Genomic DNA, 12,496 nt, shown 5'->3' on the forward strand with positions numbered 1-12,496 from the left:
TTGCATGCATTGAAAGTGCAAGTGCAAACGGGAATGACCAGCATGACGAATGCCCCAACAGACAGAACCAGAGTGAAACGCCTGCATGATCGCGGTCGCTATGATGCGGACAGCGTTCACGCGATCATCGATGCGCAGCCACTTGCTCATGTGGCTTATGTTTTCAATGACACGCCCTACGTGTCGCCGACGCTCGTATGGCGGGAAGGCAATTTCATCTACTGGCACGGCTCTTCAGCAAGCCGCATGCTGGAAGCCTGCGAAGAAGCGGAAGTCTGTGTCAGCTTCGCAACTCTGGACGGGTTCGTTCTGGCGCGTTCCGCCTTTCACCATTCCTGTAATTATCGTTCCGTGATGGCTTTCGGCACGGCGAAGAAGATTACGGATATCGCGGCGAAGGAACGGCATTTGCGCAACTTCGTGAATGGGCTTTTTCCAGATCGCTGGGAAGGGCTGCGTCCGATGATGGCCAAGGAACTGAAGGCGACCATGCTTCTAGAACTCGAGCTAAATGAAGCATCGGCGAAAGTCCGCTCAGGTCCGCCGAAGGACGACGAGGCGGATTATGCACTGCCAATCTGGGCCGGTGTCATACCGGTGAGAACGCAGATAGATGAGCCGATTGATGATGAACGCCTGTTGCCGGGCGTGAAAGCGCCGCAGAATGTGCTGCAATTCGGCTATGTGACGGAAGCGGCGGGATAGGGCTGGATATCTAACCGGGCCTATGCCGTCTTGGAGCGGATGACGGCGAACTGGTCGAGCGTGGGACCCTTATCTGCACGGTGCTTGACACTCTCGATCTGCTTCATGAGTTCGGCGATCTTCTCCGGTTGGGAGACGCCGCACTCATAAATCTGGATGATTTCACGGACCAGCTCATCCTTCAGAGGCGAGGTAACCGGACAACAGCCAATAGTTGTGCAAGTCTGGATATAGGCCTGCTGCAACCTTGCCAGCTCATCGGCCTTAAACCGTCCGAAGTAATAGTCCCTCGAAAATGGCATTCCCATGCATTCCGCAATGCGACCTGTGAAGACGATCCACGCAGGTCAGTGTTCGGAAACTTCCTCATCTGCTAGAGCTAACTATAGCATATGACCAAAGATCATAGCGGCCAATTGTTTATGGCTTGTAAAATTTTTGGCGCTTTTCGAGCGGTTAGCGCAGGAAGGCGCTGTTCGCTTCCGTCGTCATTGCCATGGCCTGCATTAACGCCGCCGCGTGCAGCAAGCGGTCCTTCTCTGCGCCACTGGCGCTCTCCGAGACGGCGAGAATTCGGCCTGCACCAGCCTTGGTCGTCTCGATCAAACTTGCTGGCTCGAATACGGCCAGTGTCCGCAGCATGTTTTGTACCGCAATGCGCACATCGGAAACGTGATGGTCGGTCAATTGCACCAGTTCCAGCGCTGCCGAGCCAAGGTTCAGGACGGCCAGCATGCCGCGCAGATCCTGATGCGCTTCGGGCGCTTCCGCCGAGGTCTCAGTCACCAGCAGACGCGATATGCGGTCTGCGCATTGGCTTATCCATGCCTCAATTGTCATGGAGCGCGGCGCCGTCCCGATCTTCTTCAGGCTGTCGCGCATGGCTCGCTTCATGCGACGCTGCGCGGCATGGGTGTTCGGCGGAAACAGCAGCGAAAAGACAAGCGTACCGATGCCTATGCCCAGAAGAAGGGCAATCACGCCGTTCAGAAAAGACGTGGCGTCGGGCCGCGTGAAATTATCGGGTCCGATCAAATCCCAGAAAAAGATGGCGAACGCCGATCCTTTGGCGATGGTGGAGGGATTGCGCATGGCCAGCCCGGCACAGATCAGCACGGGGGCAATGACGATGCTGAAGGCCAGGAAACCCCAAATGGCGGGCAGTACACCGAAATTCATGATCGCGGCGACGATTGCGGCAATGGCCGAACCTTTTAGAAATTCCGTGCCGCTGGCAACCGGGTTTGGCCGGGTTGCGAAAAGGGCATTGACCACGCCAACGACGATGACGAAACCGGCCCCTGACGGCCATGCGGTAAAGATCCAGATCGCAGAAGCCGCAGTTAGGGCCACGAATGCGCGAATGCCGTTGATCACCGCTGCCGTGTGATCGACGTGATAGGAAAGGCGCACGCGGTTTGTTTTCGGTCGCGCGGTGTCGAGTTCAGCTTCGATGGCCAGCGCCTGTTCCTGAAAACCGAGCATACTGCGCAGGCGATACAAAAACATCAGCCGCCCGGATGCGAGATCGGCATTTCCGGCGGTTTCTTCTTCCGCCGTCCGGAGGATCTTTTCGCGCAAGCCTTCCAGATCGACGCTTTCGTCGCCATCGGCGATGCGCGCCATGGCGTCCTTGGCTTCCAGCAGTAAAGGGTCGTCGCGGGTGGTCTGCGGCGGCATTTCCAATATGGCGCGAACAGCGGATGCCTGTTGCAGCGTGACGACCATGGCCTGACGAAGATAACCGACGCTTCGCCTGACCGTGACGGAACTCGCGGCCTTGTATTCAATGGCCGTGTCGAAGGCGATAGCGTTGCGGTAAGCGGTTTGGAGTGCACCAGTTCCGGCTTCTCCGCCAAGCATTTCCGCGCAGAGTTTTGTCGTTTGCCGCATGAATTTTCCAAGCTGCGCGCGCGCTTCCTCAAAGGGATTATCGGTGCTGAACAGCCAGGTGATGATCGCTTCGGTGACGATGCCCAGTGCGATATAGATCAACCGGGAGACGGCGATTTCGAACACATTGTCTGGATCGGACAGCGAGTCGATGGCGACAATGGCTGCCGTATAGCCAGCGAGCACCGCGCCGTAAGAGCGGAAGTTGCGCAATCCCGTCGACAGGGCCGTGCAAAGGCCGATCCAGCTCGCAAGCACCAGTAGAAATAAGGTTGGCGTCTGGATGAAGATTGCCGTGAGCAACACCGCGACCACGACGCCGATTGCCGTACCCATCAGGCGATAAATGCTCTTCGAGACGCTCATTGCGCGGCTGCTTTGAGCGACAATCCACACCGTCATGGCTGCCCATTTCGGGTCATCCATGTTCATCAGGAAGGCAATATAAAGCGCGGTCAGCGATGCGGCGGTGGTGCGTACCGCAAAAATGAGATCGTTGCGCTTGATGAGCATGATGACCGGAAAGAAGCTTTTGGTGATGATGTTGGGGATCGTTCGACTTGCAGGCTACGATTGACGTTGATAGCGGTTTTGCGCTCGCGTCAAGCAAAGACGGAACACGACGCCTTCACATTGCGGTGGTCGGACGTTATAAGCGTTCCGGCTTACCGGATGTGAGGATAAGACCTTGAAAATCGGCGTTGTTACCGTTTCGGACCGTGCCAGCCGCGGCGAATATGAGGATCTGAGCGGGCCGGCCATCGAAGCATGGCTAAAGAACGCAATTGTCACGCCTTATGAAACGGTGAAGCGCGTCATTCCCGATGGGATGGAGTCAGTCCGCGATACGCTGATGGCGCTTTGCGATGATGAGGCTTGCGATCTGATCCTCACCACCGGCGGCACGGGGCCGAGCCCGCGCGACGAGACAACGGAAGCCATGCAGGCTGTGCTGCACAAGGAGTTGCCAGGTTTTGGCGAGTTGATGCGCCGCGTCAGTCTTGAACAGACGCCGACGGCCATTCTCTCCCGTCAGACGGCAGGCAGTCGCGGCAAGAGCTTTATTCTCAATCTGCCGGGCAAGCCTGCATCCATCGCGATGACGTTGCAGGCGGTCTTTCCGGCCATCCCTTATTGTCTGGATCTGATCGGGGCAGGCCGGATTGAAACCGACCCTGCGGTCGTCAAAGCACATCGTCCGGGATAAGAAAAACCGCGCAGCGATTCCCGATTTGGACGGAATTCTACATTGCCTTTCGCTCGGTGTCATCACGACGAATTGCGCAACCCTGCTTTGCGCTTTTATATGATTTCCGTGCTTGCTTTTCCCCCAAGCCGCGCTGAATAATGGCGAAAAAAAGGGGTACTCAGTGAAGCCATTTGATGAAATGCTCAACCATGGCGGGAATGTCCGCCCACCATACGAATTTCTCAAACAATGGCTCGATGGCCAGGATTCTGGCAAGCTTTTGCAGAAATCTCAGGATGCCGAAAGCGTCTTTCGCAAAACCGGCATCACCTTTGCGGTCTATGGCGATCAGGAAGCCGCCGAACGGCTTATTCCCTTCGATATTATCCCGCGCATCATTTCCGGTCAGGAGTGGCGACGCCTGTCGCAGGGCATCGAGCAGCGCGTCATGGCGCTCAACGCCTTTCTCGACGATATTTATCATCGGCAGGAAATCATCAGGGCAGGGCGTATCCCGAAGGAGCTGATCACCAAAAACGAGGCGTTTCTGCCCGAGATGATCGGTTTTCGTCCGCCGGGCAATGTCTATACGCATATCATCGGCGTCGATATCGTACGCACGGCGGAAAACCAGTTCTATGTGCTGGAGGATAATGCCCGCACGCCGTCTGGCGTATCCTACATGCTGGAAAATCGCGAGACGATGATGCAGCTTTTCCCGGAGCTGTTCCAGAACGTCAAGGTGCGCCCGGTCGAGAACTATCCGCAATTGCTGCGCCAGTCCTTGGCCAGCGTCGCACCTCCCGGCACGCAAGGTGTGCCGACCGTCGCGGTGCTGACGCCCGGCATTTATAATTCCGCTTATTTCGAACATGCATTTCTGGCCGACCAGATGGGTGTTGAGCTGGTGGAAGGAAGCGATCTGCGGGTCGTTGACGGGCGCGTGGCGATGCGCACCACGCAGGGCTATCGCGCCATCGACGTGCTCTATCGTCGCGTGGACGACGCTTATCTCGACCCGCTGACGTTCCGTCCGGATTCGACGCTCGGCGTTGCCGGCATCATGGATGTCTATCGCGCGGGCAATATCACCATTGCCAATGCGCCGGGCACCGGCATTGCGGACGACAAGGCGATTTATTCCTACATGCCGGAAATCGTCGAGTTCTATACGGGACGCAAGGCGATCCTCGAAAATGTGCCGACATGGCGCTGCTCGGAACCCGATAGTCTGGCCTATGTGCTCGACAATCTGGCCGAACTCGTCGTGAAGGAAGTGCACGGTTCCGGCGGTTACGGCATGCTGGTCGGGCCGGCATCCACCAAAGCTGAACGCGAAGCCTTTGCGAAGAAGCTGAAGGCGCGTCCGCGCAACTATATCGCGCAGCCGACGCTGGCGCTTTCCACGACGCCGATCTTTACCGAAAAAGGTCTGGCGCCGCGCCATGTCGATCTGCGCCCGTTCGTGCTGGTTTCCGACCGGATCCGCATCACGCCCGGTGGCCTGACCCGCGTGGCGCTGAAGGAAGGCTCGCTCGTGGTGAACTCCAGTCAGGGCGGCGGCACCAAGGATACCTGGGTGCTGGACGACTAGCCGTTACGTGAATACGATTTTGTGCGCGTGGAAACCGGCAGCAAGACCGGAGCGCAAAGATGGAGCCAAGATGGCTCGATAAGGGGAATGATTTCATGCTTTTAGGCCGCACGGCAAACGGGCTTTTCTGGATGTTCCGTTACATTGAACGGGCGGAAAACATGGCTCGCCTGGTGGATGCCGGATTGCGCATGGCGCTAACCAAGACATCTGACGCACCGGAAGAATGGTCTTCCGTGGTGGTTTCAGCGGGTGCAAGTCAGGCCTTTTCCGCGAAATATGATGCTTATAATGCGGCGAATGTCGCCGATTTCCTGCTGCGCGATACCAGCAATCCGTCGAGCGTTATGTCCTGTTTCGAGACGGCCCGTTCCAATGGACGCATGGTGCGCACCGCGCTGACGCGTGAAGCTTGGGAAAGCGTCAATGAAGCGTGGATGCTTTTGAAGAATTCGCTGAGCAAGCCTTTGAAGGAAAGCGATTTGCCGCCGCTTCTCGACCAGATCAAGCGCGAAACGGCGCTGATCCGCGGGGCTTTTCACGGCACAATGTTGCGCAACGAGATTTTCGATTTTGCGGGGCTCGGCACCTTCATAGAGCGCGCCGACAACACGGCGCGCATCCTCGACGTGAAATATTATGTGCTGCTGCCGGCCATTTCCTATGTCGGGACGACACTTGATAATTATCAGTGGGAATCGATCCTGCGCTCGGTCTCGGCGCATCGCTCCTATCGCTGGGTTTATGATGGCGATTATCGCCCGGCGCATGTCGCGGATTATCTGATCCTGAACGGGCGCATGCCGCGCTCGCTGAATTATTGCTATCGCAGCATCAACGAGCATCTGGATTTCCTGTCCAAGGATTATGACAGCCGCGCCACTTGTCATGAAACGGGGGAGAAAATCTTTTCGACCCTGCAAAATCAGGACATAAGCGCCATCTTCGATATGGGGCTGCACGAATTCCTGACGGACTTCATCAAATGCAACAACCGGCTCGGCAACGAGATCGCTGAAACCTATAATTTCTATTGAGGTCCTTGCTTGCAGCTCCATATCCGGCACGTTTCGCATTACATATATGAACACCCAGTGCCCTATGCGGTGCAGCGTTTGCGTTTGCGTCCGCCGACCGTTCCGGGACAGGTGGTGAAGCACTGGGAGCTGACGATCGAAGGCGGCGAACCGGAAGTCTCTTATGTCGACGGTTTTGGCAACAAGACCGATCTGGTGCAGCATCATCGCAATATCAGCGAGATTATCATTACCGCCAGCGGTAGCGTCGAAGTGGAAGACCGCGTCGGCGTGCTGGGCCCAGTCTATGGCTATGCGCCATTGTGGCTGTTCGAGCGCGAAACCGAACTGACCCTGCCCGGCGAGGGCATTCGCGCGCTGGCGGGCGAAATTTCAACCGGTCAGGAGCGGCTTGCTTTGCTTCATGAGCTGATGAACCGTGTCCACGCTTCGGTGGCCTATGTACCCGGCACAACCAGCGTTTTCACCGACGCGGAGACGGCGCTCGGCGCGGGCAAAGGCGTGTGTCAGGACCATAGCCACATCTTCCTGTCGGTCGCGCGGCTGCTCGGCATACCTGCGCGTTATGTCTCCGGCTATCTCATGATGGAGGGCGTGGAAAACCAGACTGCCAGTCATGCCTGGGCGGAAGCGCATATCGATGGGCTGGGCTGGGTTGGTTTCGATGCGGCCAACAATATCTGCCCGAATGACCGCTATGTGCGTCTGGCGACAGGGCTTGATTATCGCGATGCGGCTCCAATTTCGGGGGTTAGGCTCGGTGGAACGGCGGAAAGCCTTGCGGTTCACATCAATGTAGGGCAGTGATCGGACAAGAACGATGATATTGCCTGCCGGATACTGCCGATGACCTATTGCGTTGGAATGAAAATCGATCGCGGCCTTGTGTTCATGTCCGACACGCGGACGAATGCAGGGCTCGACAATATATCGAAATTTTCCAAGATGCGGAGCTGGTCGAAGCCCGGCGATCGCGTCATCGTTCTGCTTTCGGCTGGCAATCTCGCTACGACGCAGTCGGTCGCCAGTCTTCTGGAAGAGCGGATGAAGGCGCCCGCCGACCGCCACCCCTCCATCTTTGATGCACCATCGATGTTTCAGGTCGCGCGGCTGATCGGCGACACGGTCAAGGAAGTCATTCAGAGTTCTGCTACCGGTGGTCAGAAGGCGGCGGATGCTTTCGGCGCTTCCTTCATTCTGGGCGGGCAGATCAAGGGCGGCCAGCCGCGCCTGTTCTATATCTATCCGGAAGGCAATTTCATCGAAAGCTCGGTCGATACGCCTTTCTTCCAGATCGGCGAGAACAAATATGGCAAGCCTATTCTGGTGCGTGCTTATCAACCGGATATGAGCTTCGAGGAAGCGGTGAAGCTGCTGCTCGTCTCGTTCGATTCCACGCTGAAGGCCAATCTCTCTGTCGGGCTTCCGCTCGACATGCAGATTTATGAAACCGACAGCCTCAAGACGGGCGTGCAGCGGCGCTTCGAGGCAACGGACCCTTATTATCAGACGGTATCCGAAAGCTGGTCCGAAGCACTGAAATCGGCACTGATTCAGTTGCCGCCATTCAGTTTCGACGATCCGAAGTAAGAAATCACAGCTCTTTAAAAGAGAAGACCGGGCATCGGAGGATGCCCGGTCGTTCTGATTAGTCCTTCGTCACCGTCTGAACGTAGTTGGCGTCTGCAACCATGTTGAAACCTTGCACATTCGCGCCAGTCACCGCCGTTTCGATCTGCTGATAGAGGATCGCGAACGGGCTGGTCTCCTGGAACTTCTTCTGAAGATCGTGATACATGGCTTCACGCTTGGCCGTATCGCGCTCTTCCGCGGCGGCAATGGTTTCAGCCGTCAGTTCAGGAATATCCCAATGCGCCTGCCAGGCATTGGTGCGCATGGATACGTCTTCACCATTGTTCGGATTGTTGGTGAAGGTCACGGCATTGGTATGCGGGTCCCAATAATCCGGGCCCCAGATGCCCAGCGCCAGCTGATGCTTGCGCGCACGCACCTTGGTCGTGGTCAACTTGCCGTCGCCTTGCAGGATTTCCACATCGATACCGGCCTTGCGCATGGTCTGCTGGATGTTTTCGGCAATACCCACACCGGGCTGCGTGTTGCGGACATCGAGCGTCACCTTGAAGCCGTCTTTCAAACCGGCTTTGGCCAGCAGTTCCTTGGCCTTGTCGACGTCATAGGTGAAAGGCTTGTCATCCACCGCGCCGAACATACCAGTTGGCAGGAAGGATTGATGCGTGCGGCCAATGCCCTTTATGAGCTGGGATTCGATAGTGTTGTAATCGATGAGATATTTGATTGCCTGACGCACTTCCGGCTTGGCCAATTCAGGCACATTCTGGTTTGCGACCAGATAATAGACCCGCCCCTTCGGCGCTGCGAGAACGTGATACTTGTCGTCCTTGCTGAGCGTTTCCAGATCGCCGGGTTCAAGATTGCGTGCAATATCGATATCGCCAGCCTGCAAGAGCAGACGCTGCGAGCTGCCTTCCTTCACGTGACGATAGATCACGCGCTTCATGGCTGGCTTGGCGTCGGCATAATTCTCATTGCGTTCGAGAAGCAGCACTTCATTGGCGCGCCACTGCTTCAACGCGAACGGGCCGGACCCGGCATAGCCGGTTTTCAGCCATTCATAGCCGAAGTCGGTATCGTAAGGATAAGCGTCTGTCTTTTCAGACTTCTGTTCATGTTCTTTGACCAGCTTGCTGTCTACGATCGATGCAACGCTGGAGGTGAGGCAATTCAAAACGAAGCTTGGTGCAAACGCCTTTCCGGTTGTGAAAACCAGCGTTTCGTCATCGGGAGCGACAATATTCTGATCGGCATTGTCGCGTGTCAGGCCGAACTGGCTGAGAATGAAAGCCGGGCTTTTGTCGAGCTTGATTGCGCGTTGCAGCGAATAGGCTGCATCTTGCGCCGTCAAAGGATTGCCGGAGGCGAATTTCAGGCCTTTGCGAATCTTGAAAGTGATGGAGCGGCCATCGTCCGAGAACGTCCAGCTTTCGGCGATCTGCGGGATGATCTTGGTCGGGTCCTTGGTGTCTGTCGTCACCAGACGCTCATAGGTGCTGGTGAGCACTTCCGAGGTGGTGATTTCAAAAATTTCGGCTGGATCGAGCGAAATGACGTCATCAATGCCCATGGCGATGACCAGCGTATCGGCAGGCGTGGCGGCTTGCGCCGCTTTCGGCGCTGCCGACAGCAACAGGCCAAAGGCCAGCGCAGCGGGAATTGCGCTGCGCAACAGACGCTGCGCAAAGCCAGACTGGAGGCTCGTTCTGGATGCCATATCGCCAAGGCGACGGTGATTGAAGGACAGGATTCCGGTGGTCATGCAACTTCCCCTTCGGTCATAGCCATCGTTTGGGCCTGACCATGCATAAAAATAGCGCCTCATAGTTTGAGAAGCCGGATGTTCGCGACTCGCTCTGGCACCGCGCCATTAGATTCCTATTTGGGGAAGGTTCACAATATAGACTGCGCCGATCAGGCAATATTGTTCCCGCTAAAAAAGAAAAAGCCGGAGAAAATCTCCGGCCCTGTCTCATAGTCTCAAATTCGGGATCAGCCGAATACCTTGAAGCGCTCGCCATCGTCCATGAAGGCTTTTTCGCCGAAAGGCTGTTCATTGGAGCCGAACGGCATCTGGGCGCGCAGCTTCCATGAGGACGGAATATCCCAGGTCTTGGCGACTTCTGCGTCGATCAGCGGGTTGTAATGCTGAAGGCTCGCGCCAATACCGGCGTCGGCAAGCGCCGTCCAGACCGAATGCTGCGCCATGCCGCCCGATTGTTCCGACCAGACCGGGAAGTTATCGGCATAAAGTGCGAACTGTTCCTGCAGGCCCTTCACAACGTTCTGGTCTTCGAAGAAGAGAACCGTGCCGGCACCGGCTGCGAAGCTGTTGAGCTTGCCTTCCGTCTGCGCAAAGGCATCGGCAGGAACGATCTTGCGAAGTTCTTCCTTGGCAATGTTCCACAGCTTGTCGCTTTCAGCGCCAAACAGGATGACTGCACGCGAGCTCTGGGAATTGAACGACGAAGGCGTGTGCTTGACGGCTTCGCGGATCAGTTCCGCAACCTGTTCCTTGGCGAGCGGGAGGTTCTTGCCAAGAGCATACTGAGTGCGACGCTTCTTGATGGATGCGAGATGGCTGTTGTTCATTCGTTCTAATCCTGATGTTGCAGTAGCTTGTGAACTTCCTGACACATCTATCGATGCAGAATGTCCAGAAGTTACATTCATGACGTGCCCCAAGATATTGGGGTAAAACCGTTCAACGCCAGCCCGCTTTTCAGAGACACACTGTCAACAAATAGGGATGGTGAAGCCGCCATTGTTTCCGTATTGATCAGAGTTAGCGGGTTGGAGCCTGTGCGTTGTGGGAAAATTCCCAGCCAAACCAGGGTTTACATCTTGGGCACGATGTTGGAATCTTATTAAATTGGTGGGGTTATGGGAAGGACGACGGAACCTGTTCAGAGGGCCAAACCGTCGCGAAATGGGATAGGTCACGATAGTTTGAAGTCTTTTGTCATTATCGGCGGCGGCGCGAGCGGCGTCATTCTTGCGGCGCAAGTGCTGGAGCGCTCGCGTCATGCGATGGTTCGCATTTTTGAGCGATCCGGCCAGATCGGCAGGGGAATCGCTTATTCCACGGAAAATCCCAGCCATCTCCTCAATGTTCGCGCCAGCAACATGAGCGCTTTTCCTGGCAAACCCGATCATTTCCTGAACTGGCTTCATGCCCGGCAAACGGTGGCGGGTGCGCAAATCGCCAATGAATGGCAACCGCAGTCTTTCGCACCCCGCAAGCTTTACCGCGATTATCTGAACGATATCGTCGAAGAATACCGTGCAGGCGACACACCGAGATTGGTTGTCGACCCACGCGAGATTGTCGATGTCGTTCTCGAAGGCGGCAGGCCTGCTGTTGTCGCGGATTCAGGCGACGTTGTGTCGGCAGAAGCGATCATTGTCGCGACCGGCAATGAAACGGCAATCGCCGTTTCTGGCGCGAATGTCGCTGAATACTGGTCCAGCAAAGGCTATTTCGACATTCCAGCGGACGCGCCGGTGGCGATCTTCGGGACCGGACTGTCCATGGTCGACAGTGTGTTGTCGTTGCTCGATCGCGGGCATCGGGGGCAGATACACGCAATATCGCGGCGCGGACTGGTGCCCGCCCGTCACGCGCCTGCGGAGCCTTTCGAAGTCGACACAGATTCATTGTTTGTCGCTTCCGGTATTGTCAGTCTGCTGCGTCGCGTTCGCGCACTCATGCAGGAAGCCGAAAGCTCGGGTTCGAACTGGCGCGCCGTCATGGATGCACTGCGGCCCCACACCCAGCAGATATGGACACGGCTGCCGCTGGCGCAACGCGAAAGTTTTCTGCGTCATTTGCGGCCCTGGTGGGACACGCACCGCCATCGTATGGCGCCCGCTGTGGCTGATCGGATCGACGCGGCACGCGCTTCAGGACAGCTTGAAATTGCTGCCGGGCGGCTTCTTTCGGTGCAGGAAAATGAAACCGATATGACGATACGCTACCGCGAGCGCCACACGGGTTCATTCCACAAGCTGAGAATTGCGACAATCATCGATTGCCGCGGCGGAAACCCAAGGTTTTCAACGACACGCAATCCCGCCTTGCTCGGCCTGATGGAGCATGGGCTGGCAAAGCCCGATGCGCTTGATCTCGGTCTGGATGTCACCAAGGATTTCCAGCTGATCAATGCGCGGGGTGAACCGTCGGGCTCGTTCTTTGCGCTCGGTCCGGTCACGAAGGGCGTCTTCTGGGAATCGACCGCTGTTCCAGATATGCGCGTTCAGGCCGCCAAGCTGGTGGATATCTTATTTGAAGGAGAAACCTGATAAGAATCTTTCGGTCAGCGACGCCTTGTTCCTATCATTCGCCCTTATGATTTTCGCCGCAGGTTGCCCTTCAAGGTAAGGTTGCAGGGCTGAGCTTGCGGCAAACGAAAGAGATTCGCATCGCTTTCTGCGGTAAAAAAGTCAGAAAATTGCGATAAGCCTCTGATTTGTCGCATATAAACG

11 protein-coding genes are annotated in these 12,496 nt (G+C 56.4%); 7 read left to right on the forward strand and 4 right to left on the reverse strand.

Going from position 1 to position 12,496, the window contains the following annotated elements; all coding sequences use genetic code 11:
• The first annotated feature begins 42 nt into the window (after positions 1-42).
• Complete coding sequence (locus JAU75_RS17830) at positions 43-705, forward strand: pyridoxamine 5'-phosphate oxidase family protein (protein ID WP_199057819.1); 663 nt, start codon at positions 43-45, stop codon at positions 703-705.
• A 20-nt stretch (positions 706-725) separates the two neighbouring features.
• Here JAU75_RS17830 and JAU75_RS17835 read toward each other — a convergent pair whose 3' ends face one another.
• Complete coding sequence (locus JAU75_RS17835) at positions 726-1,007, reverse strand: hypothetical protein (protein ID WP_199057820.1); 282 nt, start codon at positions 1,005-1,007, stop codon at positions 726-728.
• 154 nt (positions 1,008-1,161) lie between these two features.
• Positions 1,162-3,111, reverse strand: a complete 1,950-nt coding sequence (locus JAU75_RS17840; protein WP_199057821.1) for an FUSC family protein — start codon at positions 3,109-3,111, stop codon at positions 1,162-1,164.
• A gap of 175 nt (positions 3,112-3,286) precedes the next feature.
• On the opposite strand from JAU75_RS17840, the gene mog reads away from it, so the two are divergent.
• The 5 genes from mog to JAU75_RS17865 all read left to right on the forward strand — a co-directional run bounded on the left by mog (position 3,287) and on the right by JAU75_RS17865 (position 8,008).
• Complete coding sequence (gene mog / locus JAU75_RS17845; RefSeq protein ID WP_199057822.1) at positions 3,287-3,805, forward strand: molybdopterin adenylyltransferase; 519 nt, start codon at positions 3,287-3,289, stop codon at positions 3,803-3,805.
• A gap of 163 nt (positions 3,806-3,968) precedes the next feature.
• Positions 3,969-5,381, forward strand: coding sequence for a circularly permuted type 2 ATP-grasp protein (locus JAU75_RS17850; RefSeq protein ID WP_199057823.1), 1,413 nt, complete (start codon positions 3,969-3,971; stop codon positions 5,379-5,381).
• A 95-nt stretch (positions 5,382-5,476) separates the two neighbouring features.
• Positions 5,477-6,418: an alpha-E domain-containing protein gene (locus JAU75_RS17855; protein WP_199057824.1), complete on the forward strand. Its 942-nt coding sequence runs from the start codon at positions 5,477-5,479 to the stop codon at positions 6,416-6,418.
• Positions 6,419-6,427: 9 nt separating this feature from the next.
• Positions 6,428-7,225, forward strand: coding sequence for a transglutaminase family protein (locus JAU75_RS17860; protein ID WP_199057825.1), 798 nt, complete (start codon positions 6,428-6,430; stop codon positions 7,223-7,225).
• 39 nt (positions 7,226-7,264) lie between these two features.
• Positions 7,265-8,008, forward strand: coding sequence for a proteasome-type protease (locus JAU75_RS17865; RefSeq protein WP_199057826.1), 744 nt, complete (start codon positions 7,265-7,267; stop codon positions 8,006-8,008).
• A 58-nt stretch (positions 8,009-8,066) separates the two neighbouring features.
• Here JAU75_RS17865 and JAU75_RS17870 read toward each other — a convergent pair whose 3' ends face one another.
• Positions 8,067-9,773 (reverse strand): ABC transporter substrate-binding protein, encoded by a 1,707-nt coding sequence (locus JAU75_RS17870; RefSeq protein WP_371836200.1) that lies wholly within the window; start codon positions 9,771-9,773, stop codon positions 8,067-8,069.
• Positions 9,774-10,003: 230 nt separating this feature from the next.
• Complete coding sequence (locus JAU75_RS17875) at positions 10,004-10,603, reverse strand: nitroreductase family protein (RefSeq protein WP_199057827.1); 600 nt, start codon at positions 10,601-10,603, stop codon at positions 10,004-10,006.
• Between the two features lie 357 nt (positions 10,604-10,960).
• Between JAU75_RS17875 and JAU75_RS17880 the strand changes: the two genes are divergently transcribed.
• A complete protein-coding gene (locus tag JAU75_RS17880; RefSeq protein WP_199057828.1) occupies positions 10,961-12,313 on the forward strand; it encodes an FAD/NAD(P)-binding protein in 1,353 nt (450 codons plus the stop codon).
• The last annotated feature ends 183 nt before the right edge of the window (positions 12,314-12,496 follow it).

Origin of the sequence: Ochrobactrum sp. Q0168 (genome assembly GCF_016427605.1) — a bacterium.
Lineage (GTDB): Bacteria > Pseudomonadota > Alphaproteobacteria > Rhizobiales > Rhizobiaceae > Brucella.

Excerpts from the sequence above, each read along its gene's own strand:
- JAU75_RS17870 (WP_371836200.1), bottom strand. The coding sequence starts at position 9,773 with ATGACCACCGGAATCCTGTCCTTCAATCACCGTCGCCTTGGCGATATG.
- JAU75_RS17840 (WP_199057821.1), bottom strand. The coding sequence starts at position 3,111 with ATGCTCATCAAGCGCAACGATCTCATTTTTGCGGTACGCACCACCGCC.
- JAU75_RS17855 (WP_199057824.1), top strand. The coding sequence starts at position 5,477 with ATGCTTTTAGGCCGCACGGCAAACGGGCTTTTCTGGATGTTCCGTTAC.
- JAU75_RS17875 (WP_199057827.1), bottom strand. The coding sequence starts at position 10,603 with ATGAACAACAGCCATCTCGCATCCATCAAGAAGCGTCGCACTCAGTAT.
- JAU75_RS17835 (WP_199057820.1), bottom strand. The coding sequence starts at position 1,007 with ATGCCATTTTCGAGGGACTATTACTTCGGACGGTTTAAGGCCGATGAG.
- JAU75_RS17830 (WP_199057819.1), top strand. The coding sequence starts at position 43 with ATGACGAATGCCCCAACAGACAGAACCAGAGTGAAACGCCTGCATGAT.
- JAU75_RS17865 (WP_199057826.1), top strand. The coding sequence starts at position 7,265 with ATGACCTATTGCGTTGGAATGAAAATCGATCGCGGCCTTGTGTTCATG.